This is a genomic window from Clostridium sp. DL1XJH146 (assembly GCF_054819755.1).
In genome coordinates this window covers 1-24,901 of sequence record NZ_JBTVVN010000038.1, presented here as the reverse complement: position 1 = coordinate 24,901, position 24,901 = coordinate 1, and the positions used below count along the sequence as shown (strand labels likewise).

Annotated in this window: 26 protein-coding genes; 1 reads left to right on the top strand and 25 read right to left on the bottom strand. The window is 29.5% G+C overall.

What is annotated here, in order from left to right:
- Nucleotides 1-259: 259 nt before the first annotated feature.
- From ACVHXK_RS15125 to ACVHXK_RS15025, 21 genes are all read right to left on the bottom strand, one after another.
- Complete coding sequence (locus tag ACVHXK_RS15125) at nt 260-1,714, bottom strand: ribonuclease E/G (protein WP_461207248.1); 1,455 nt, start codon at nt 1,712-1,714, stop codon at nt 260-262.
- A 47-nt stretch (nt 1,715-1,761) separates the two neighbouring features.
- Nucleotides 1,762-2,361: an exonuclease domain-containing protein gene (locus tag ACVHXK_RS15120; protein ID WP_461207247.1), complete on the bottom strand. Its 600-nt coding sequence runs from the start codon at nt 2,359-2,361 to the stop codon at nt 1,762-1,764.
- Between the two features lie 250 nt (nt 2,362-2,611).
- On the bottom strand, nt 2,612-3,331 hold the full coding sequence (locus tag ACVHXK_RS15115) for a TIGR03936 family radical SAM-associated protein (RefSeq protein WP_461207246.1): 720 nt from the start codon (nt 3,329-3,331) through the stop codon (nt 2,612-2,614).
- Nucleotides 3,309-5,171 (bottom strand): TIGR03960 family B12-binding radical SAM protein, encoded by a 1,863-nt coding sequence (locus ACVHXK_RS15110; protein ID WP_461207245.1) that lies wholly within the window; start codon nt 5,169-5,171, stop codon nt 3,309-3,311. The genes ACVHXK_RS15115 and ACVHXK_RS15110 overlap by 23 nt, the downstream gene beginning before the upstream one ends.
- A 67-nt stretch (nt 5,172-5,238) precedes the next feature.
- Nucleotides 5,239-6,165 (bottom strand): M50 family metallopeptidase, encoded by a 927-nt coding sequence (locus ACVHXK_RS15105; protein WP_461207244.1) that lies wholly within the window; start codon nt 6,163-6,165, stop codon nt 5,239-5,241.
- Between the two features lie 26 nt (nt 6,166-6,191).
- Complete coding sequence (locus ACVHXK_RS15100; RefSeq protein WP_461207243.1) at nt 6,192-6,902, bottom strand: M23 family metallopeptidase; 711 nt, start codon at nt 6,900-6,902, stop codon at nt 6,192-6,194.
- A gap of 709 nt (nt 6,903-7,611) precedes the next feature.
- On the bottom strand, nt 7,612-7,986 hold the full coding sequence (gene mgsA / locus ACVHXK_RS15095) for a methylglyoxal synthase (protein ID WP_461207242.1): 375 nt from the start codon (nt 7,984-7,986) through the stop codon (nt 7,612-7,614).
- Between the two features lie 12 nt (nt 7,987-7,998).
- Nucleotides 7,999-9,159 (bottom strand): FtsW/RodA/SpoVE family cell cycle protein, encoded by a 1,161-nt coding sequence (locus tag ACVHXK_RS15090; RefSeq protein WP_461207241.1) that lies wholly within the window; start codon nt 9,157-9,159, stop codon nt 7,999-8,001.
- Nucleotides 9,160-9,238: 79 nt separating this feature from the next.
- Nucleotides 9,239-9,499, bottom strand: a complete 261-nt coding sequence (gene minE / locus ACVHXK_RS15085; RefSeq protein ID WP_461207240.1) for a cell division topological specificity factor MinE — start codon at nt 9,497-9,499, stop codon at nt 9,239-9,241.
- 9 nt (nt 9,500-9,508) lie between these two features.
- Complete coding sequence (gene minD / locus ACVHXK_RS15080) at nt 9,509-10,306, bottom strand: septum site-determining protein MinD (protein ID WP_461207239.1); 798 nt, start codon at nt 10,304-10,306, stop codon at nt 9,509-9,511.
- A gap of 13 nt (nt 10,307-10,319) precedes the next feature.
- Nucleotides 10,320-10,949, bottom strand: a complete 630-nt coding sequence (gene minC, locus ACVHXK_RS15075; RefSeq protein ID WP_461207238.1) for a septum site-determining protein MinC — start codon at nt 10,947-10,949, stop codon at nt 10,320-10,322.
- A gap of 374 nt (nt 10,950-11,323) precedes the next feature.
- A complete protein-coding gene (locus ACVHXK_RS15070) occupies nt 11,324-14,293 on the bottom strand; it encodes a penicillin-binding transpeptidase domain-containing protein (protein WP_461207237.1) in 2,970 nt (989 codons plus the stop codon).
- Between the two features lie 2 nt (nt 14,294-14,295).
- The gene (mreD, locus tag ACVHXK_RS15065; RefSeq protein WP_461207236.1) at nt 14,296-14,805 is read right to left on the bottom strand and encodes a rod shape-determining protein MreD; all 510 of its coding nucleotides are present in this window, start codon (nt 14,803-14,805) and stop codon (nt 14,296-14,298) included.
- Between the two features lie 9 nt (nt 14,806-14,814).
- Nucleotides 14,815-15,666 carry a rod shape-determining protein MreC gene (mreC, locus tag ACVHXK_RS15060; RefSeq protein ID WP_461207235.1) on the bottom strand — a complete coding sequence of 284 codons (852 nt, stop codon included), beginning with the start codon at nt 15,664-15,666 and terminating at the stop codon, nt 14,815-14,817.
- Nucleotides 15,667-15,668: 2 nt separating this feature from the next.
- Nucleotides 15,669-16,715 (bottom strand): rod shape-determining protein, encoded by a 1,047-nt coding sequence (locus tag ACVHXK_RS15055; protein ID WP_461207234.1) that lies wholly within the window; start codon nt 16,713-16,715, stop codon nt 15,669-15,671.
- Nucleotides 16,716-16,737: 22 nt separating this feature from the next.
- Nucleotides 16,738-17,424, bottom strand: coding sequence for a RadC family protein (gene radC, locus ACVHXK_RS15050; protein WP_461207233.1), 687 nt, complete (start codon nt 17,422-17,424; stop codon nt 16,738-16,740).
- A 14-nt stretch (nt 17,425-17,438) separates the two neighbouring features.
- A complete protein-coding gene (locus ACVHXK_RS15045; protein ID WP_461207259.1) occupies nt 17,439-18,017 on the bottom strand; it encodes a Maf-like protein in 579 nt (192 codons plus the stop codon).
- 241 nt (nt 18,018-18,258) lie between these two features.
- A complete protein-coding gene (locus ACVHXK_RS15040) occupies nt 18,259-19,035 on the bottom strand; it encodes an SPOR domain-containing protein (RefSeq protein ID WP_461207232.1) in 777 nt (258 codons plus the stop codon).
- A 269-nt stretch (nt 19,036-19,304) separates the two neighbouring features.
- Nucleotides 19,305-19,883: a C40 family peptidase gene (locus tag ACVHXK_RS15035; protein ID WP_461207231.1), complete on the bottom strand. Its 579-nt coding sequence runs from the start codon at nt 19,881-19,883 to the stop codon at nt 19,305-19,307.
- 186 nt (nt 19,884-20,069) lie between these two features.
- Complete coding sequence (locus tag ACVHXK_RS15030; RefSeq protein ID WP_461207230.1) at nt 20,070-20,579, bottom strand: hypothetical protein; 510 nt, start codon at nt 20,577-20,579, stop codon at nt 20,070-20,072.
- Nucleotides 20,580-20,679: 100 nt separating this feature from the next.
- On the bottom strand, nt 20,680-21,072 hold the full coding sequence (locus ACVHXK_RS15025) for a hypothetical protein (protein ID WP_461207229.1): 393 nt from the start codon (nt 21,070-21,072) through the stop codon (nt 20,680-20,682).
- Nucleotides 21,073-21,312: 240 nt separating this feature from the next.
- Between ACVHXK_RS15025 and ACVHXK_RS15020 the strand changes: the two genes are divergently transcribed.
- Nucleotides 21,313-21,519: a hypothetical protein gene (locus ACVHXK_RS15020; protein ID WP_461207228.1), complete on the top strand. Its 207-nt coding sequence runs from the start codon at nt 21,313-21,315 to the stop codon at nt 21,517-21,519.
- A 145-nt stretch (nt 21,520-21,664) separates the two neighbouring features.
- On the opposite strand, the gene ACVHXK_RS15015 is transcribed toward ACVHXK_RS15020, so the two are convergent.
- The 4 genes from ACVHXK_RS15015 to ACVHXK_RS15000 all read right to left on the bottom strand — a co-directional run bounded on the left by ACVHXK_RS15015 (nt 21,665) and on the right by ACVHXK_RS15000 (nt 24,428).
- Nucleotides 21,665-22,420, bottom strand: a complete 756-nt coding sequence (locus tag ACVHXK_RS15015) for an amino acid ABC transporter ATP-binding protein (protein WP_461207227.1) — start codon at nt 22,418-22,420, stop codon at nt 21,665-21,667.
- 12 nt (nt 22,421-22,432) lie between these two features.
- The gene (locus ACVHXK_RS15010; protein ID WP_461207226.1) at nt 22,433-23,074 is read right to left on the bottom strand and encodes an amino acid ABC transporter permease; all 642 of its coding nucleotides are present in this window, start codon (nt 23,072-23,074) and stop codon (nt 22,433-22,435) included.
- Between the two features lie 14 nt (nt 23,075-23,088).
- Nucleotides 23,089-23,895 (bottom strand): amino acid ABC transporter substrate-binding protein, encoded by an 807-nt coding sequence (locus ACVHXK_RS15005; protein ID WP_461207225.1) that lies wholly within the window; start codon nt 23,893-23,895, stop codon nt 23,089-23,091.
- 287 nt (nt 23,896-24,182) lie between these two features.
- Entirely contained in the window at nt 24,183-24,428 is a 246-nt protein-coding gene (locus tag ACVHXK_RS15000) for a hypothetical protein (RefSeq protein ID WP_461207224.1), read from the bottom strand.
- Nucleotides 24,429-24,901 lie beyond the last annotated feature (473 nt).

The window sequence follows — 24,901 nt, the reverse complement described above, 5'->3', positions numbered from 1 at the left end:
TTATTGATAAATCCTAAACTTATCACTGCACATTTCACTCTTCACACTATCATAAAGAAAACTTTATCTCAAAGATAACAATATCAATATCAATATCAATATCAATATCAATATCAATATCAATATCAATATCAATATCAACCATATTTTAAAACAGAGCTATTAATTCAAATAAAGATTCTCGGCGCAGACGAGAATCTTCCTTAATTGTGCATTGTGCATTGTGCATTGTGCATTGTGCATTGTGCATTGTGCATTCCTATTCTATCTGGTCTCCATAAACTTTAAGATGCTCTATTTTTTTTATTTGACTAGCAAATATAAGTGCTTCAACTTTTATACTTTCATAATTTTGAAGATAATTTATATAAACCTGTTTATCAATAGCTCCAATACTAATAATAAAGCTAAGTATATCTCCTTGGATTTCTTCTTTATAAATTTCATTTAATTCCACATATATATTCTCTACATCAAACTTATAACTTATCCTAGTTAATTGATTGCTAATACTTCTCTTAATATATTGGAGTTTTAATTTTTTACCCTTACCTCTACATGCTATACAATTATCCTCAAGATAATCATAGATAGTTTTTCCTCTTTTTTTTCTAGCTATCTGAACTAAATTTAAGCTAGTTGGAAAATAAACCAAAGTTTTTTTCTTATCATCCTTAAATCCATTTTTCAAAATTTGGACAATCCTACTTGACTCTTCTTTACTTTGATTTTCTATAAAATCAATTACTATTATTCCTCCTAAATTTCTAAGCATTATCTGTTTAGGGATTTCTTCTGCAGCTTCTATGTTAGTTTGAATAGCTACCCCACCAATATTTTTCCCGCTTATATTTGATGCTGTATTTACATCAATTACATACATAGCTTCTGTTTTCTGTATTACTATATTCCCTCCAGATTTCAAAAAAACTCTTTCGTGTCTAAGCGAAAGTATTTCTTTATCAATATTATAATAACTAAGCAAATCTTCTTGTTCTATATATTCTATTAATTCAAAGTCCAAATCTCCTTTAAATAAAGAAAATTCTTCAATAATTCTATAATCATCTTTATTATTAGTAACTAGTTTATTTGTATTACTTGTAAGAATATCTTTTATTATCCTTCCAATTATACCTCCTCCGTCGTACAAAACTCCAGGTTTCAATTTATACTTTGCTTCTTTAACAAGCTCACAATATTTATCATATAAACTACTAATCTCTTTATTGATTACTGTAATATCTACATTTATAGCATTAGTTCTTATCATAACTCCAATATTATCAGATTTGTTAATATTATCTTGAACATATTTTTTAAATATATTTTGATGCCCTAAATTTTTGGAAAATTTAACACCTCTTGAATTACACAGTAAAACAGCATATCTCCCTGCTATAGTAACTTCTGCTGTAACTTTAGGTCCCTTATCGCCATCTTTTTCTTTCATTACTTCTACTAAGATAGAGCTTCCTTTTTTTAAATTATCATACTTTTTTTTCTTAATATTCATATATGCATTTTTTTCAAAACCAATGTCTATGAATATACATTCAGCTGAGGGTAAAATTTCTTTAATAACCCCTAAGTATATCTTTCCAGGGGTGGGTTCATCTTTATCCTCCTCAAAAAAAACTTCTTGCAGCTTGTTATCTTTCTTTATTGCAATAGTGAGTAACTCATTTTCTCTTTCAATATATATCTCTTCCAAAATGTCACCTTCATTTCTTTCTTCAATATCTTTTAATTTTTTTATAGTTAATCAAACTTAAACCCATCCTCTAGCATACGAAATAAAATTTCTATCATGGACCGTGAATCTAGAAGGGCGTAGTGCCTAGTTCTTATCTCAATATTTAGTGTATTCATAGCTTTATCTAAAGATATTGTATATTTATGATTATAAAAGCTCATAAAACTTTCTGATAAATCAATATAATCATCATATAGAAACGGCATTTTTAAACCGTATTCTTCACAAATATTTTTCAAAACATTATAATCACCTCTACCCCAAGTAATTATCTTTGTTTCAGTTTGTATGTAATGGTCTGTAAGATATTTTAATACATCCTCAAGTTCAATTCCTTTTAAAATTTTATCCTTTGTAAATCTTTCTGATGCAATAATTCTACTGCCATTATCCATATATTTAATAAAATACTTAGGCTTTATAATAGCACTATATTCTAATTCTCCATGTTCTGATTTATAAATAGCTCCTATTTCCACTATTTCTTGTATATATCGCTTTGCTTTATTTTTTACAATTTTTGTAGAAGCAAACTCAAAATCAATACCCAAAATATCATATTGCACATATATTAACTCTTCAGCCTTTCTAAAGTAAAAGCCCATAATTTTGCCCCATTCCCTCATATAAGTATGCGTTATGATTTTTTATAAATATAAAGCTTCCAATTCATCTATTAATTTATACAAAAAATAAACTCCTTAAGTAATGAAGCTATAAAATATGTATACATTAGTTCTTCCCTTGGAAACTACATAATTTCATTATACATTAAAAAGAAATATTATTAAATAAGGAGATTCTTTAGCATAGCTAAAAAATCCCCTCTATACGGTTCTTTATAAAATACCTTCTTTACAATCCTTTAAAGAAACTATCTAACGGCAGTAGTTTCCCCCTATTATTAAAAGCATATATTTCTTTTCTATATATATCTACAAAACTGTCTTCAATTACACTAGATGTATTTTCCTGAATAAATTCACTCAGTAATTTAGGAGATAAATTTTCTCTGCTACCACAGGAAATCAAAGCGTCAATAGTAATCATACTTTTCCCCATCTTGTAGTTGAAATCTTTTACGAGTTTTTTTATATCAACCTCTTTAATTCCCTTTTTACTCTTTTTTTCCATAATCCATTCTTTTCTATCTAATAGTTCTTTTAATTCTGACTCTAATCCATCAGTATTTTCATATTTTATTCTTATTCTATAATTAGCTGCATCTATAGCCGCCATAGCCTGTGGAGCTTTTTTACTATTTTCTTTATTCTTTATTAAAACTGCTCCTAAAAATTTTATATCCTTAGTTGAAGAACAATTTAATTTATTTATTAATTCTTCTTCATTGACCTCTTCCGTCAAATTTAAATCTAAATAATCACCAACAGAATGCATTCCTACTGAAAGTGGTTGTGCAATTGACATTTGAATATGAGGATTAAAACCATGAGAATACTCTACCGGAATACCGGACCTTCTTATTATTCTATGTATAGCTCTCATTAATTCTAAATGGGAAACAAACTTTATATCCTTCTCTTTTGTAAATTTAATCAAATAACGCATTTTCAAAGCACTCCCCATTATTAAATTTTTCGTTATTATTTATACCACAGTTATTACAATTTCTTCTACAATCAGGAGTTAACTCAACTTTCTTCGCTCTTTCATTTTCGTCAATTAAAAATTCTTTAGTTACACCTATATCAATGAAATCCCATGGTAAAATTTCACTATACTCTCTGTTTCTAGTTGCATAAAAATCGGGATCAACATCCAACTCTTTAAAAGCATCCATCCAATACTCTAACTTAAAATGTTCTCCCCAACCATCAAATTTAGCTCCATTCTCAAAAGCTTTAATGATAACATCACAAAGTCTTCTATCTCCTCTTGCAAAAACAGCTTCAAGATAGCTTACAGGTGATTCATGCCATTTATATGATATAGTTTTGCTTTTTATTTTCTTTCTGATTATATTTATTTTTTCTTTAACAGTTTTCATATCTTCCTGACCTACCCACTGAAAAGGTGTGAAAGGTTTTGGTACAAAAATAGCAGTACTAAGATTTACTTTTGGACTCTTCTTTCTCTTTTCTCTAGGCATCTTGTAATATTCATTTATAACTTTTTCCCCAAGTTCAGCAATACCTTCAATATCCTCTACTTTTTCATAAGGAAGCCCTATCATAAAATAAAGTTTAATAGTAGACCAGCCTAATTCAAAAGCACTGGTAACTGATCTCATCAAATCTTCTTCTGTTACACCTTTGTTGATTATATCTCTCATTCTTTGAGATCCTGCTTCAGGCGCAAAAGTTAATCCGGATTTTCTTACCTTTTGAATTTCATTAATAAGTTCAACTGAAAAAGAATCTATCCTTATAGACGGTAGAGAAACTCCCACTTTTTGGTCTTGATACTTTTCTATAAGACGCATAACCAATTTATCAATCTCAGAGTAATCGCAAATACTAAGCGATATTAAAGAAATTTCTTCATGCCCAGTTTTTTTAAGCAATGCTTCTGCTTGTTTAATTAATGTCTCTTTTTTCTTCTCTCTTACAGGCCTATAAATCATTCCTGCTTGACAAAATCTACATCCCCTAGTGCATCCTCTAAAGGTCTCTAATGTGACTCTATCATGCACAACTTCGTTGTAAGGCACAATTAACGTCTCAGGATAATCTGTTTCGTCTAAATTATATACAATTGCTTTAGTTATCTTATTTGGAACATCTTCATATATACCTTTGAATTCTTTTATTGTATTGTCTTCGTTATATTCAATTTCATAAAGTGAAGGCACGTAAATCCCACGTATCTTAGTAGCTTTTCTCAAAAACTCTTTTTTTATAATTCCTTCTTCTTTGCATTTCTTGTATAAATCTAGTAATTCTCCTAATTGTTCTTCACTTTCCCCTAATGCAAATATATCAGCAATATCATAAATAGGTTCAGGATTATAAGCACAAGGGCCTCCACAAATAACTATTGGATCTTCTTCTTCTCTTTCGCTTGCTCTTAAAGCTATATTACCCATCTGTAGCATGTTAAGTATATTTGTATAACTCATCTCATATTGAAGGGTAAAGCCTAGAAAGTCAAACTCATCAATTGGATCTTTCGTTTCAAGAGTGAATAGGGGTATACTATTTTCCCTCATTAGTTTTTCCATATCTGGCCACGGAGCAAAAGCCCTTTCACAATAAGTGTCTTCTCTTTTATTCAATATATGATACAGTATTTTTGTACCTAGGTGGGACATCCCAACCTCATATACATCTGGAAAACAAAAAGCAAATCTAATATCAACCTTTTCTTTATCTTTTAATACTACGTTTAACTCTCTACCTATATATCTAACGGGTTTTTCAACTTTATATAGAATATCATCTGATAATTTAATCATTTCTTTCCTCCTATGTGTTCTAACAAAATCTATTTTATCACAACAAACATAAAAGTAAATAGTTTAACTAATTATCTGCCCAATCTTCCCACTCTTCAATTGATTTTTCTGTAAGTTTGTTAATTGCTCTTTCTTCATCGTTATATTTTTTAATACCAATATATTCTTCAATAGAAATATTACCATATAATTTTAAAGCTTGAATTACTTCTGCCTCGTATATTGTACCTACATATTCCATATCACTATTAAGAACTGAAAAAATATTATATTTATTTTTATCAACAATACTTAATAATTTTAATAAATCCCAACTATAGCTTACTGATAATTGTCTATTTTCCATATATCCTCTATCCAAAAATTTCAATCTTTTTTTTACTATATCACTCATGATTACGTATACAATCCTCTCCCTTTCTTTATACGTTGAAAACAAAATAAAAATCGACATAATTAATATGCTAATATTTATTTTATTGAAAACAGCAGTCAAAATAAATATAATAAATACACATATTCCAGAAACAACACTTATTTTTACAGCAATCTTATTTGCTCTTTTGTATATTGTTCTTGTCTGCAAAATATCCCGAGCTATTCTCCCTCCATCTAAAGGAAAGGCTGGTATTAGATTAAAAATACCCAAAGCAAAATTTGATAAATATATATCTTTAATAATTTGCCAATCTACTAAAAAAAATTTTGATACCCCCCAAAAAAACACTCCACATAAAACATTAAAAATTGGTCCTGCAATAGAAATAACAAAATCTTCAAACGGCTCCGCATCATTTAAATCTTTTAAATTTAGTACAGTCCCTATTGGCATAATTTCAATGTAATATCCCTTAAAATGAAATTTTTTAGCAATAACATTATGTACTAGTTCATGCAAAAATACAAATATAAGAGATATTAGTATATTTCCCTTTAACCCAATTAGAATTAAAAGTATCACATACAAAAAGAATAATTTACTTATCTTGACCACATAAAAACCCCCGATGCCTTACTACTTCAGTTTAAGCAACTTGTTAGGTTTCTTTTTTGTCCCATATAGAAAATTTCAAACTTCATTGTAGTTTTTTCTCCTTGCTCCCCTGCAACTCCTAATTCAGTACCCGTTTTAACCTCATTGCCTTCCTTTACATAAATATTTTTTAAATTTGAATACTTAGTTTCTATTCCGTATCCATGATCAATAATAACAGTATTCATTTCATTTCCTAAATCATTTATTTCTTTTACTACTCCATTGCTACTAGCTAAAATAGGTTTAGAATTTTCTAAGTTGTATAATAATGAATCATTTTCTTTGTCAAGTTCAGCCTCCGAATCTAAAGGTTGTTTGAATTTTTCATCTATTCTTTCTTTAATAGTTTCTTCATTGAATATATTAGAATTAAAAACATCAAGTATTTCTTCAATTTTTTCTGTTAAAACACTTCCATAATCAGTTCTCTTTACACCACTATAGAATTCTTCATAATCAAAATTTTTCCCTACCAATTCTTTTGAATAGTTATAAAAAGCTACTGTTTGGGGTGTGTCAATAGCTCTACAACCAAGAACAATTGCAGCTAGAACTAAAGTTCCTGCAAATTCTTGAATCAACCTCCTTCCAATTTTAGTTCCACTGTGATTTTTATCCTGTTTAATATTTCCATTAGCATTTCCTCTAACTAAATTCCTATAGTAATCTTCATATTCATTATTATAGCTCCTCATAAATTCCCCCTACATGCAATTACTATTATAATTATATTAAAAATAATAATATTTATTACAAATCAATCGGTAATGCACAACTTAAGTTCAATATACAATGCACAATTCACAATGCACAATTGAGGATGATTTTCCTCATTCTTCGGAGAATCTTTAATTATATTTTAAATTCAAAAGCAAAGAATATAATCTTCTTAGTTATAATTCATCTGTACTTGCAGAAACTTTCCACACTTAACAAATTTCATACATCACAAATTCAGATATCAAAAATAAATAGCTACCCTGAATACCCTATATGTTCAAATAATTAAAACCTTCGTGATTTTTTTCACCATTTTCCCACAAAATAATATTCTTCTATATAATTTGTGATTTTTAGCAACAAAAATAAATACCACAAAAAAACAATAGGACAACTTAAATTTCTAGTTATCCTATTGCACTATTTAATGTATTATTCTTCTAATCTTCTATGAATTTAAATATTTTTCAACGAAGGAGAAAATCAACCTTCACTTCACTCTGCACTCTTCACACTATCTTTTAATTGCAAATTGCAATTTGCTAATTGTTAGTTGCTAATTGCTAATTGCTAATTGCTAATTGCTAATTGCTAATTGCTAATTGCTAATTGCTAATTGCTAATTGCTAATTATATTTTATCTTTTGATTGTGCATTGTGCATTGTGTATTGTACATTGCTCTCCTAGTATCGTTTCGTCATTAAAGCTTTAACAAAAACTTCAGCTGAACCAATATTAGTAGCAAGTGGAACGTGATGAACGTCACATATTCTTAATAACGCTGATACGTCTGGTTCATGAGGTTGTGCAGTTAATGGGTCCCTTAAAAAGAATATCATATCCATATTGCCAGTTGCAACTAATGCGCCTATCTGCTGGTCTCCACCTAATGGCCCTGATTTAAATCTATGTATTTCCAGGCCAGTTTCTTCTGTCAAAAGCTTACCTGTTGTCCCTGTTGCAAAAAGTTTATAATTTTCAAATACACTTTTATATCTCACAACAAATTCTATCAATTCTTTTTTTCTACCATCATGTGCAACCAATGCAATATTCAAATTTCAATCCCCCTAAAACACTATTTTTTTCTTTCTCATACCAATATTCAATACTATGGCAACCCCTATGAAATTTGATAAAAGTGAACTTCCTCCATAACTCATAAACGGTAATGTTATTCCTGTAATAGGCATAATTCCTATAGTCATACCTATATTTTGTAAAATCGAAAATATGAAAGTAGAACATACTCCAATAGTAACAACAGCACCAAAAATATCCTTTGAATTCCTAGCAATGCTTATCATCCTGAAAATCAAAAATCCATAGACCAGCAAAAATATCATCGCTCCTACAAATCCCCATTCAAGACACACTGCTGCAAAAATAAAATCAGTAAAAGCTTCTGGAATTGTGCTTACAAGAGATTGGTCTTTATACTCTTGAGACAATATATTAAAAGTCTTTCCATTGTTAATTAAGTCTCCCATATTCTCGCCAATTTCACCATAAATCTGACCCGAACCAATTCCTATTATTGACTGGTTTAGCTGCCATCCAAAGGTCATAGAATATTCATCTGGGTTAAGAAAAGATGTTAATCTTGCTTTCCAATATTCAGGCATAATACCTGAATTCCAGATTACAGCTATAAGAATTACTATTGATAAAAGTCCCCCTATAATCACTCTCATATCAAAGCCAAAAGTGAAAAATATTCCAAGAACTATAAAAAAGCATACCATAGTCATCCCCATATCTGGTTGAATAACTATTAACGCCATAGGTAATACGGCATAAAAAGCTAACTTAAAGAAATTTGCAGGCCTATTTATATCACCTTTCATTTCTTGAAGCAGTGAAGCAATCATAAGTATCATACCAAGCTTTGCAAACTCTGATGGTTGAATAGCCCTACTCCCAAGTGATATCCATGCTTGTGCCCCTTTTTTCTCAGTACCAATCAAGAAATCATTAAGAAACAATAGAATTATTCCTGCCCAATAAATAAAAGGGGCAAAATTCATAAAACGACTATAATCTATAAGTAACACGCAATACACTACAGCTAAAGAGAGTAACAACCATATAAATTGCAGTTCTGCGTAATGATTACTTGAGGCAATCCCAATATTAATACATCCAAAACAAACAATAATTATCGAAGTGATAATTAATCCATAATCTAATTCTTTAAGTAATTTTTTATTAATCGTAAGCTTCTCTAGCACATATATCCCTCCATACAAAATAGATTATACCATATAAAAAGGGATTAAAATATTAACTTTTTTATAATTTATAGTTATCTCATAATTTCATATTTTTTATTGGAATATTAGCAATTAAAGCAGGATATGAACCTTCAATTTCATCTATACTAGTTAAGCTTACTTCCACTTCACTGTCGTCTATTTCCACATATTTCTCTATAACTTTAAGTATATCTGTTTTCATCATTTCAATTAAAGCCGGGGAAATTTTTGCCCTATCATGTATTAAAATAAGTTTTAATCTATCTTTTGCTAAATCTTTGGATGACCTAGTATTGAACACCTTTAATAAATCCATATTCTCCTCCTATTTTACTTTAAATATTTTTTTAATTGTTGCTGAAAATGAAGAACCATTAGTTTCAAGAGATAAGTATGGTACTTCCTCTCCTAAAATCCTTCTCGCTATGTTATTGAACGCTTTACCTGAAATAGCTTTGGCATTTAAAACAACCGGTTCCCCTTTGTTAGTAGCTACAGTTATTTCTTCATCAGCAGGAACAATTCCAATTAATTTAATAGCTAAACTATCTATTATATCAGTCACATCTAGCATATCGCCTCTTTTAACCATCTTATAATCTAATCTATTAACTATAAGTTGATGATCCTCAATTCCTTTTGAATCAAGTTTTCCAATAACTCTATCGGCATCTCTAACAGATGTCACTTCAGGATTTACAACAATCAAAGCTCTATCTGCAGCAGCTACTGAACTTTCAAAACCTTGTTCTATTCCAGCAGGGCAATCAATTATTACATAATCAAAATCATTTTTAAGCTCTTTTACTATATTAGCCATTTTATCAACTGCAACATCCGTTTTATCTCTCGTTTGTGCTGTAGGTAAAAGAAAAAGTTCTTTAATTCTTTTATCCTTAATTAAAGCTTGATTTAATCTACATCTTCCTTCAATAACATCTACAAGAGTAAAAACTATTCTATTTTCTAGGCCCATTAATACATCTAGATTTCTAAGACCAGTATCACCATCTATTACTACAACCTTTTTCCCTAAATTCGCTAGTGCAGTTCCAATATTAGCTGCTGTTGTTGTTTTTCCAACTCCACCTTTTCCTGATGTTACTACTATAGCTTGACTCATTACTATACCTCCATTATATAAATTTATTTATCGAATATGGTTCAACTACAATTGATGATCCTTTTATTTTTGCGATTTCTGGGTAATCAGGCTTTTCACCTTCTGGTGCCCTTGTCATAATATTTGCAATTTGTAACAAAGCTGGTTGCAGTCTAAAAGAAGTTATAACAGCTTTCTTATTACCTGTATATCCTGCGTGAACATTACCTCTAATTGACCCAAAAACCATAATATTTCCACCTGCATATATCTCTGACCCTGGATTAACATCTCCAATTATAACAACATTTCCTGAATATTCTACAACCTGTCCACTTCTTACAGTTTTTCTTATAAATTTTGTTCTACCCTCATAAACACCCGTAAAAACTTTTTTAGTATCTTCCTCTGTATTTTCAAACACACATTCTTTAATGAAAAATTCATCAAATAGCATACTTTTTATTTTTGCTACTCCTTTTTCATTTATTTGAGCTAGTTGTGTTTCAATCACAATAGAAGCTCCTTTATAAAATTTATTACTTTTATCTAATCTATCCCCTAACATTTGTAGAGCATGGTCAAAGTCTTTAAACTTATTTATATTAATAATAATTTTAATTCCCTCTTTATTTCCTTTAATAATTAGTCCATCATCTTTCATAGCATACCCCCATAGTTATCTAATTTATATATTTCAACAATTTTAAATAAAATCCTTCAAAATAATTAAATTTTTTTAAGGAAATATTAAACAAGGGATTACTTCAATGCATAATCCACAATGTACAATGCACAATTTTTGATGAGTTTCTTCCCTTTAGTCAGAAATTCTTTAATTTAACTAAATAATTTATTAGCCTAATAAACCTTTTAAAATTAAGATACTCTATATCTTAATTTACTTAGTACTTTAAGATATAGAGTCTTATTTTTGATATTCTTAGCTATTTATATATTTTTAACGTTCTCGGTTTTTTTACAAACCAACTAGTCATGTTGTTATTGTAAAACATTTGTGTGTAAAATACTATCTTCTTAATCATTTTGTTCAGCATCTTCTTCTATTTGATCAGTAACAGCAGTTTCGAGTTGCTCCGTACTTTCTAAACTAGTATTACCACCATCTACATTGATTGTATTTTGCGGAACATAATTTGGATAATTAGTTTTCAATTCTTCCTTAAAGTATTCTTCATAAACTGCTCTAGCTACTCCAGCTACTTCTCCTCCGTGACCACCATCGAAGACAGCAACACAAATGGCAATTTCAGGGTTATCATATGGAGCAAAACCCATATAAACACCATATGCTGTTCTACCAATTTTCTCTTGATAAGTTGCAAATGTAGCAGATCCTGTTTTACCTGCTGAAGTAATAGGGAATCCTTCAAAGGCACTATATGCTGTACCAGAAGTATTATCAATAACAAGTTTCATCCCAGCTTTTACTGTATTTAATGTTGAGTCGCTTATATCAATAGTATTAATCACTTCTGGGGTATAGTCTTTTACAATATTTCCATCAGAGTCAATTATTTTATCTACTATATTAGCACTATATCTAGTTCCTCCATTGGCAAGAGTTGCTGTATACATTGCTATTTGAAGAGGGGTAAATTGGTTTATACCTTGACCAATAGACGCACTTATTAAATTTACTTTTCCACTGAAAATTTGTGACCTAGAACTACTTATACTCTTAGCCATTGCATCTATAATACTAACAATTTCATCTTCAATTTCTTCATCTTCATAGTTATTTTTTAATTCATCATCAGCATCAAGTAAATTCATTAACATCTCTCCTACTTGAGTACTGAATACTTTCTCTCTTTCTTTATATTCATCAAACTCTAATTGCATTGTTTCAATTAAATAATCTTCTATATCTTCTTTTATTTCAATAACTTCATCACTATCATCTAAGTTTACATTCAAATCTATAGGATTATAATATGGTACCCCTTTTATTTTATCCTTTACACTAGGTGCATCATTTGTTCCTGTAATTAAGTAATAATTATATAAAGAATCCATATATAAAGCAGTCTGAATTCTTTTATTGCTTTCGTAATTATATACCTGCCCAAATTTTTCAGAAATTTCAATACCTGTATAAGGATCTTCTGTTTGTGGCACTCCTAGCCCAAATTGCCATGCATAATTTGCTATTGAATCAAACCCACTATTCAGTACATCTTCATTACTAGCTTTTTCATATAATCGGCTTCCCATCTCATAAAAATAATGGTTATTAGATTTCATTAAAGCAGTCATAATATTAAATGATTGTCCTGGATGCAAACTACCAAGTTTTGTATCTCCTACTTCATAATATCCAGGATCATATATTTTTTCAGTGGAATTAACAACGCCTTCTTCTAGTGCAGCTACAGCCATCAGCGGTTTAAAGGTAGACCCTGGAGGTATCAAACTCTTTGTTGCATAATTAAACAGAGGCTTTGCATGTATATCATACCTGTCTTCCCTTATTGTAGTATTATTTTCAATACTATCATCTAATGGAAATAATTTATCTACTATTTCAGAAACTTCTAATCCTTCAAACGTTGCCCTTGCATCACTACTTCTAGCTAATAACTCTGTTACATATTCTTCTCCAAAGATGCTTAAATCTGGTGAAAAGTATTCTTGTTGAAGTTCTGCTGTAAGATCACCTACTTGTGAGAATACATTAGGGTCATATCCTGGCCTACTTACTAAAGCAAGAATTTCTCCCGTGTTAACATCAATTACTACAGCAGCTCCTCTTGTTGCATTAGTAGTATCAACATCTCCATGTAACTTTTCCTCTTGCTGACTAATCATTACTTCATCAAGTGCTTTTTCAGCAACAGCCTGAAGATCAGAATCAATGGTAAGCTGAACATTATCGCCAGGTTGTGATTGTTTAGTTAATTTTTCTGAAACAGTAACTCCTTGCTTGTTAACTTCAGCAATAGTCCAACTTTTGTCACCTTTTAAATACTGTTCAAAAGCGCCTTCTATACCAGACACACCTACATAATCAGTATTTGCATTATAGCCTTTTTCTTCATATTTATCTTTCTGTTCGGGATTAATTTTAGATAGATACCCTAGAACTGCAGAACCCAGTTCGTTGTTTGGATAACTTCTATATAATTCAATCGATACATTAATACCAGGTATTGTAGTAATAATTTCAGTATCTATACCTGTTTCATCTGAATTATCAACTGGCAAACCTTTTTGACTTATATTTAGAGCTGTTGTTTTCTTTATATTTTTAGCAATAGTTATATCTGAATTTGCCGACAGTGCTGCTATCCATAACTTATCTTTTATTAATACATATTTGCGAATTTCATCATTACTTAGAGAATCCAAATCCAAATCACTTTTTGAATCAATCTTATATAATTCTATTAAATACTGAAATGTATCTTCAGGAGTAATTTTCAAAAGCTCCTCATCGACAATAGTTTCTTCATCTTCTGTTAATTCACCAATGTCTTTGTTATAGATTTCTTTGGCAACTTTCGAATCCATACCCCTGTCTTTTTTAAATCTCAACTCCCTATATCTTATAGAATCAGCATTTGTTGTTCCAAAATCAAAGTAAAACCCAGTCTCTGCATTAGCTTCCTGCTGATTAGCCGAATTTACTTTTAACTCAAAATCATCATCTAAAGTTTCGCCATATTCTTCTAAAGTTTTAAAAACCAAATCCATAATGGAATAAAAGTTATTGCTACTATCTTTTGTTTCTCTGTAAATCAAAGAATAACTAGCCTTATCTTCTGCTAAGATTTCTCCATTTCTATCTAAAACATCTCCTCTAGCAGCTGTTTCAACAATTTCAGTTATACTCCTATTTTCAGCAATATCTTTATATTCTTCACCTTTAACTATTTGAATATATCCAACTCTTACTATAATGAGCACAAAAATAACTACCACTATTACAGTATAAGCTAAAAATCTTCTAGCTAAATTATTTTTATTTTTATTCTTATTTTTCATACCTATCCTCTATTCTTAAATTCCCAATTTTCCTTCATATAGTCCTTCTCACTTAAATTATACACAAAAACATATATCACTATTGAAATTAACATATTATACAAACTAAATAATACAATGTTAGAATTAATACTGAAACTATATTTCCCTAGTACGGTTAAAATAAGAGTAACAAAACACACTTTCATAAAAGCTAGAATAAAGTTTACTACTGCTGGTACAATAAAATTATCCTTATAGAACATTTCTCCAATAATAGCAGCTATAAGACACAACAGCATATTAACTAAACAATTAATACCAAAAGTATTAATAAAAAACACATCTTGTAACACACCACTAATAATCCCTATTTGGATAGCATCCCATCTACCATTTTTTATAGAGAAACAGATTGCAAAAACATATATAAAGCTTGGATAGATTTCCTTAATAGCCATAAAAGGGACAAATGAATTGTCCAAAACTAGTAATAAAATTGAAATTAATATTAAAACTATTGTCTTCTTCATACTATCACCCTAATAAGTAACCTCTCTAGTTTCTTTAGGTATTACCACAAGCAACTCTTCAATTGTATTAAAATCAACAATGGGGTCAATTATAGCACTCTTTGATAATTTACCTTTATCCTCTTCTATTTCTAGTACAGTCCCAATTTTTATACCTTTAGGATATATTTCTCCTATTCCAGAAGTGGAAATAGTATCTCCTTCTTTTATCTCGTTTTCTATAGATAAATAGGAAAGTTTTAAATACTTTTCATCATCAAAATCGGTATACCCTCTTACAATACAATCACTTTCTCTAGTATCTTCGATAAGAGCTGCAATTGCTATATTTTCATTTAACACAGTCTGAACTATAGACCAATTTTTACCAACAGAAATAATTCTACCTACTAATCCTGACGAATTAATAACAACCATACCTGCATAAAGATCATCTTCGCTACCCCTATTTATAACAAATCCATCATAAATATTTTGTCCGGTTTTTCCTACAATTTCACAACCTACGTAATCATATTCAGACATTGTATCTTTAATATTTAATAATCCTGTTAATCTATCATTTTCAGCCTGTAGCGAATCATAGTTTGCTATTTTATTCTGCAATTCTATATTTTCTTCTTTTAGGTTTTTGTTTTCTTCTTTTACCTCATTCAAATTGGTAATAATCGAGATATTTCCTATGATATTATCATTAATTTTATATAATCCTGATTGTATTGGATTAATTATTGTTCCTAAAAAACTTTCTAGAAAATTCTTATTAGTACTATTATTGCTATACCCAATTATTCCCAAAAATGCAACTGACAGCACTAAAATAGTAACTGTCAGCTTATTAATTGTCTTTTTCCTTCTCATTCTTATCTCTTCTTCCCTAATTTGTTAATGTTATCAAGGGCTTTGCCTGCTCCAAAAGCAACACAATCAAGAGGTGAATCAGCTATATTTACTGGCATATGTGTTTCTTTATTTATAAGCCTATCAAGCCCTCTTAGTAATGCTCCCCCACCAGTGAGCATAATACCTTTATCCATAATATCTGCAGCTAGCTCTGGAGGCGTTTTTTCTAAACTAGTCTTGATAGCTTCTATTATAGCTTCTATTGGTTCACTCAAAGCATCTCTTATTTCTCTCTCTGAGATTTCAACGATTTTTGGAAGACCAGTTATTAAATCTCTTCCTCTTATTTCCATATATTCTTTTCTCAAAGATTCATTTTCATCATCAAGTGCTACTTCTTCATGAGCAACTTCAAAAGCAGAACCAATAGTGATTTTGATTGATTCAGCAGTTCTTTCTCCTATCATCAAACTATATTGTTTTTTGATATAAGATATTATTGCTGTATCCAAATCATCTCCTGCTGTTCTAAGTGATCTGCTTGTTACAATGCCTCCAAGAGAAATAACAGCAACTTCAGTAGTTCCTCCACCAATATCTACAACCATACTACCTGTAGGTTCTTGAACAGGAAGTCCTGCACCAACAGCTGCAGCCATAGGTTCTTCCATAAGATGAACTTCTCTAGCGCCAGCTCTTTTTGTAGCTTCTTCAATAGCTCTTCTCTCTACAGCTGTTACACCTGAAGGAAAACATACCACTATTCTAGGACTAGCAAAATTAGTTTTATTAATTGCTTTTCTTATAAAATGTCTAAGCATTACCTCTGTAACATCAAAATCCGCAATTACTCCATCCCTAAGAGGTCTTATAGCAACTATATTACCCGGTGTTCTTCCTATCATTTGTTTTGCATCGTCCCCTACTGCAAGGACTTTATTTGTAGTTTTATTAATTGCAACAACAGAAGGTTCTCTAATAACAATTCCTTTACCTTTCAAGTATACTAATGTATTTGCAGTACCTAAATCTATTCCCATGTCTTTTGACATTCCAAATATAGCCATTTATATTCTCCTTTCAATTCCTTTACAGAATACCACGTTCTTTTAAACTTACGTATTTCCCATCACCAATAATCAAATGGTCTAATAAATCTATTCCTAAAATTTTGCTACTTTTATCTAATCGATATGTAACGTCAATATCTTCTTTACTAGGAGTTGGATCTCCTGAAGGGTGATTATGGCATACAATAATAGAAGCACTTAATCTTTTGATAGCTTCAGAAAAAACTTCTCTTGGATGAACAATTGATGAATTCAAACTCCCAACTGATACGTCTTTAACTGAGATGACAATATTTTTTGTATTAAGCATAACAACTTTCAAATGCTCTTCCTTTAAGTATCTCATATCCTCCATCAGCATATTTGCTGCATCAGAAGGCGAATTAATTTTATATTCATCTCCTGACCTAAATGTTCCAAACCTTTTTGTAAGTTCTTGCAAAGCCAAAAGTTGCGATGCTTTAGCATTACCCACTCCCTTTATTTCCATTAATTCTTCTGGAGATAAATCAAATAATCCACTTATGCCTCCGGCCTCAATAAGAATCCTATTACATAGACTAATTACGCCTTCATTTTTAAGTCCAGTTCGTAAAACAATTGCTAAAAGTTCACTGTTCGATAATATGGAAGCTCCATACTTAAACAACTTCTCTCTTGGTCTTTCACTTTGAGGTAAATCTTTTATAGAGATAGAATCTTGCATAAAATCCCTTCTTTCTATAGATTTACCCCCATCCCTATAAGCATAGATTTGAGTCTATTTATTGGTAACCCCACAACATTATAATAACATCCATCAATTTTTTCAACAAAAACTCCACCTAAACCTTGAATAGCATACGATCCTGCTTTACCAAAACCTTCACCAGAATCTATGTACTTAGTTATATCTTCATCTGTAAGTTCTGAAAATTTAACATTTGTTATTACATAATCGTTCATTAATTTATTAGTCTTACTATTAATTAGGGTTATCCCTGTACAAACTTGATGAGTTTTCCCACTTAATTTTCTAAGCATTTTATAAGCATCTTGTTTATCTTTAGGTTTACATAAAATATCTCCATCTAAAAACACAAGAGTATCACTAGCAATAATAATACTTTCATCATTAATATTTTGCAAAACATGATATGCTTTCCCAGTTGCTAATTTACCGGCATACTCTCCAATATCACTCTGGAATTCTATTGAATTTTCGTCAAACCCACTTTTTATTATTTCAAAGTTAGTAATAAGTCTTTCCAAAAGTTCTTTTCTTCTAGGTGATTCTGAAGCTAATATTATTCGCAAAATACCACTCCTAAATGTCTCATTATTTTAATTATAAACATATTTAACTTTTATATTCAAATATATTTAATATATTACAGACACTATTTGATTTTGGCTAAAAAACTTCACTTTAGCTAATCATAATTATTTTAATTCTGATTTCTAGTATAGTTTAACATTTTATATTTCTATTAACAAGTAGGTGAGAAATATTTCTCAAAAAATTAATAAAAAAGCGACGTTGTCGCTTTTTTTTACATAATTACTTGAATTTCCTTAAAAATTCGTACAGCTCTGTTTTATACTCTTTTAGATATTCTTCCTTAATAGGATTCGGTAATTCTTCGGTAAATTTAATTATCTCAAGCAAATTAGGATCTGTAATCTCATTATTACTTAATTCAACAATCCAGCTCTTTATCGAATCTGTTTTAATCTCTTCTACTTTATTGTTTTCTAATTCCTTAAGAATTTCATAATGAGCATTTAATACCTTTACAATGTCCTCATTCTGATTATCTCCTATATCTATAGAAATAGTATTCCTAGCATATTCAACATTTGCTGCTTCTAACTTTACTTTTATTTGATTTAGTTCTTCTTCTTTATAAATTCCAAGAACCACTTTAAAAATATTTTCGTCTTCAATAATAATACAATCACCAAAACCATTTAATTCATTTGAAAGAGAAATAGCATTACTTTCATCTTGAAAAGCTCCACATTGGAGAAAATAAAAAATATTATTATCGGTACTTTCTACTACTCCACTATTTTTATTTGCATCACTTGTACTAGTGTCACTTTCATCAATTGATTCAATTACTATCCCTTCTGAATCCGTACTTTTATCATTTTCACCTTCTTGTATTTCTGTACCTTCATGAGAATTATTTATTTCTTCAAACTTGTCTTTAATAAAAACATTAGATATTAACGTCCCAACTAGAATGGAAATAATTACTACACCTGCAATTATAGTAATAAAATAAATTCCATTAGATTTCTCCTTTTTTAAATTATATCTTGTGTATTTCATTTCTTCACCCCCGTATAGAATCACTTATTAAAAATATATTAGGAGAAAAAATAAATATGCAAAAAAAAGCAGCAAAGCTGCTTCGCTATGAAACCTTAGGTTTCCTTCGACGGTGCTAACGCGCCTGAGCACCGTCCTGAAAGAAGTGGGGAATAATTCCCCTGCACTCCTTACTTTTTTATCCCATAGTAAAAAAACTTTACTATGGGATAAAAAAATAGACCTATTTAACTAGGTCTAGCTTGGACAGAAATGTCAGCTTATTTGTTTTAAATTATTCTTCTTCCACCACAGAATCTTGAATTATAGTAGGATTCATTTAAACTACTTATCTTAACTTGATAAGAACCGGAAGATGCATGTATGAAATTGCTATTCCCAATATATATCCCTACATGTGAATAACTTCCTGTAGTATTGAAGAAAACTAAATCACCAATTTGCAATTCACTTCTTGAAACTGCTGTTCCTTTTTGCCATTGATAACCTGTGTAATGTGGTAAATAATAACCAAACTGTCTATAAACATACATAGTAAAACCAGAACAATCAAAAGAACTTGGTCCTTCTGCCCCCCATACATATGGACGTCCGAGAAATTGGTAAGCGTATTCAACTATGCTTAAGCCTACTGTTTTCCCTCTAGACATTTTCAATTTCTCAGCCTGCGATTCAGGCACTGTTATTACTCTTCCACTGCTTAATGTAGATGAAAGTTGTGTAGTGTTAAAAGATGATTTTTTCACAACATCAGCTTTAGCAGTTTCAGAACCAAAACAAATAAACAAACCTAAAAATCCAATAAAAATGAAAGTAAAAAATACTGATTTCGAAATTGACTTTTTCATTTTTATCCTCCCTGAGCTTTTGAAGTAGCTTCACACAAACATTTTGTGAATTTACCTCTCATCAATTGTGTTTAACAATAAAAGCCTTTATACTAGCTTTATATATATCTATTCCAACATTCACCTAAAAATGATTATATTATAAAATGTACCTTTTTGTCAAATTCTAAATATTTTTGAATTGTATTAAGCATTTTTATCAATTCCCTTGTGTAAATAGATGAAATTTTTACATTTTATTGTCGCTATTTTGTGGTAATTATATGAATAATAATTTCTCTCGTTAAAATATTTTATGTAAAATTTATCATCACATCTTAATCTTATGAATATTTTTTCTACATCATATTTTTTTAAAAATAATACGATAAACCTATCTATTAATTCAACCTCATATGAAATGCCTATAATTTTCTTATCAAATCCAAAAAAATTTATCCACAATTCATTAGGATTTTTAAATTCTAAATTACCACTAAAAAACCCTATGATTTCAGATTTATCTTCTACAAAAATCATTAATTCGCATTCACTTAAATAATACTGTGCTATAAATTCTTGTATTTGTTTCTCATTTCTAAATACCGATTTATCACCTATATCATTACTAATCACCCAATTCAGCACTCTTTTTATATTATTTTCATCAATGCTTTGATACATAATATTTTCACTAAATATTTTTACATCAAACATAATATAACCTCTCTTTAATAACAATTTCGTCAACAATGTTCCATTTCCTTTTTAATAGAAGCAAAAAACTCTCAAGTCTTTTGACTTAAGAGTTTTTGCTTTAATCATCATAATACATAAGTGTCAATCTTATTATTCTCCTTACAATTTTTCTTGCTGCATCATAAGGCACACCGTACATTGCTAAGTACCTAAATATACCCGGATTATAAGTTTCTATTTTTCTTAATATTCTTCTTACATCTCTATTATAATAATCTTTATTATAATAATCTTTATTATTGTAATCATAATCTTTATCTTTTTTATTTTTCTTCTTTTGTCTATTAAAATTCCTATTGTATTCTTCTGTATCTTCTAAATCTAAATTGCCATTTTTAACTTCTTCAAAGCCACTTTCATCTAAAAACTCCATAGGAGTAGGAAAAAACACTGGCATTGTAGGCATTGGTAACATTTCATAATCATCAAATTCATCTCTATACCCGTTCATTGAGTACCTCCATAAAAATAATCACATTAATAATCTATGCTTAATAGTTATATTTGAATACTGTTTTTTTATTATAATAAATATAAATTTAAAATATGGACAAAATATAATTGAACCCAAAACCAAATTCTAATGCACAATGCACAATGCACAATGCACAATGCACAATTATGGATGATTTTCTTCCCTTTGGTCAGAAAATCTTTAATTAATTAAGAACATTAGAAAGGAGTTTTAATAATGGAATGGAAAAAAGGTAATATTACTTTTGATGATGGAAGTTGTTATCCAGGTGAGATATTATTATCAGATGAGGGTGAGATATGGAATACTCGAATTTACAAAGATAACCATGTAGTTGAGGAAATTGATGCAGATAAATTTGCAGACACATTAGGTAAATCTGTTGCTGAAGTATATCCTTATACATGTGAAATAAAAGAATAGTTTTTTTAAAAATCCAATGTTCAATTTGCAATTGAATGAAGATTCTCGTCTAATGACGAGAATCTTTAAATTAATAAAAGAGATTTTTTAGCTTCGCTAAAAAATCTCTTTTATTAATTGTGCATTGTGCATTGTGCATTTAAGATTAAATCATTTTATCAATAAAACTCTTAATCCTCGGATGTTCTGGATTTTCAAAAATTCTATAAGGAGCCCCATCCTCTAAAATTCTTCCTTCATCCATAAAAATAATTCTATCCGATACCTCTCTCGCAAAACTCATTTCATGAGTTACTATCACCATAGTCATATCTTCCTTAACCAGTTCTTTTATAACCTTTAAAACTTCCCCTACTAGTTCAGGATCTAATGCTGATGTAGGTTCGTCAAAAAGCATAATGTCTGGTTTCATAGCAAGTGCTCTTGCAATAGCAACTCTTTGTTTCTGTCCACCTGATATTTGAGATGGATAACTATTTTTTTTATCTAAAAGTCCCACTTTTTCTAATAATTCTTCTGCTTCTTTTTCTATATTTTCTTTGCTGATTTTATCTACTGTAATAGGCGATACTGTAATATTTTCTAATACAGTTTTATGAGGAAATAAATTAAACCCTTGAAACACCATACCAATTTTCTTGCATCTTTCTCGTATTTCTTTCTCAGTAATAGAATTTTTTCCTTTTGTATCAAAACTAGCTATCAAGTTACCTTCTATTTCAATTACTCCATCATCAACCTCTTCTAAGTTATTTAAACACCTTAAAAAAGTACTTTTCCCTGAACCTGACGGACCTATTATTGATATTACTTCACCTTTGCTAATTTCAAAATCGATGTCTTTCAATACATGAAGTTTACCAAAATTTTTATTCAATTTCATTGTTTTAATTACATTCATAAAATAAAACTCCTATTCATATACTGAATACTTAGATTCAATCTTTTTAAATATTTTTACAATCAAGAAAGTGAATATCAAATAAATAATAGCCGCTATAACGAAAGGTAGTATATTAAAATCTCTTGTAAGCACTTCTTTGGCACCTCTTAGTATATCACCCATTCCAATTGCAGCTACTAGAGCTGTGTCTTTCACAAGAGTAATAGCCTCATTAGATGTAGGTGGTATAACACGTTTTATCGCCTGTGGTAAAATTATTTTTCTCATAGTCTGTTTCGAATCCATACCTAAGGCTTTAGCTGCTTCATATTGTCCCTTATCTATTGATTGGATACCTGCCCTAAATATTTCAGTAAAATAAGCCCCATAATTAATAATAAAAGTTAGTGACGCTGCCGAAAACTGTCCTATTCTTATTCCTATAACAGGTAATCCATAATAAACAAAGAATAGTTGTAACAACAGTGGCGTACCTCTTATTATACTTGTATACCCCTCTAATAAAACTTTTACATATTTTAATTTTGATGTTTTACCAATAGCCCCAAGCATCCCCACCGGAATTGAAAATAACATAGTAATAATATAAAGTTTTACTGTAATTTTACTTCCCTCTAATATAAATAAAGTTATATTTATAAGATAATCCACTTTTTATCCTCCTGCTATTTCACAATGTCCTCGCCAAACCACTTTATAGAGATTTCAGCTGATGTTCCGTCTTCTTTTAGTTCTTCAAGTATTTTATTCACTTCTTCTACTAATTCAACTTCGCCTTTTCTAAAACCAACACCATATTCTTCTGCACCAAAGTTTTCTTCTGCAACTTTATACTCACCTGGTTTTTTAGAAATATAATATCTTCCAACAACCTCATCTATAACAACAGCATCTGTTCTACCAGCTTTTAAATCTAATAGAGCTTCTGGGTAAGTTGCATATTTTCTTAACTCTTTAAGAGATGAAGCAGTATCTTCATCTGCAGTTACTGCATCTTGTCCACTACTACTCAACTGAACTCCTACAATCTTATCTTTTAAATCCGCTTTTGTATTTATATCAGAATCTTCATTTACAATAATTATTTGACTATTCGCTAAATATGGGTTTGTAAACTCAACTTTTTCTTTTCTTTCCTCAGTAATAGTAAGTCCGTTCCATATCAAATCAATATCCTTATTATTTAAACTTAATACTTTTGCATCCCAATCAATTGGTTGAAGTTCTAATTCAACACCTAACTTTTCTGCAACTTCTTTAGCTAAATCAATATCAAATCCTACAATTTCTCCACTTTCATCTCTAAATCCCATTGGTGGAAAGCTATCGTCTAACCCTAGAACTATAGTCCCCTTGTCTTGAATATACTTAAGAGAGTTATCTCCCTCTGCAACTTCATTATTTCCACATCCAGCAAAAACACCTGCAATTATCATAACTCCTGCTAAAACTAATCCTAATCTTTTTTTCATAATATTTTCCCCCTTAATTTTCTTTACTTTAAGTATTATACTTTAGCACGTTAAATTTGTAAAGTACTATGGACAAAAAACAATTTACTCATTACATGGTTAAACACCAAAAGTAATTTGAATTAAAAACAACCACAATATCTGACGCTATATATTGTGGTTGAATCTCAACTAAATTACTTTTTTGCCATATCCATTATATTATTTTTGAAAAACTATTAAAAGATATTATAAAATGATAATTTCTTAATTACACACCGTAAAATACATGGTATTTCTCTAAATACCTATTCTCCCTCAATACTATTAATTATAGCAGGTATACCACCTATATCCAAATTATCAACAATAATCATGAGCTGATTGTTTAATAATTGAGGAATATTAGTATACATCTCTTCTTTAAGCGAATCTAATGTAATAGAACTATTCTTATTCACTGTCACATGGAGTTTATTAATTTTACTAATTTCTTTTTCAGCACATATTTCTTCTAAAGAATCAATGATTTTTTGAAATAATAAGTCATTCATTTTTTTGCCTCCTATTTTTTCCTAACCTAAGTTTTCATGTAATACCCTTTTCTTAAAAATTGACATTATTAACAACCTTTAATTTTACATAAAAAATATGTCCTTAAATCAATATGCAACTTGCACATTTTTAAACATACTAATTTTAAAATTATATGTTTTATATATATTGAATATTACAAATTGATAAAATATTAATAATGTTTTTTATATAAATGTATAATAAAAATACAAATTTAATTATACTATATTATTATATTCTACCAAAATCAGTAAAATCCTTGTTAAATTTTTATTTTTTATGGAATATTAGGCTAATTCCTAAAAAAATCAACAAAATTAATTTTCCATAACACTTAATACTTTATTGAAAAGAAATATAATTTTTTGAATAAAAAAAAGGGGCTGTCTCAGAATAGAAAACTGAGATAGCCTCAGTTTTTTATTTTTTTAATGAAAAAACGAGCCACAAA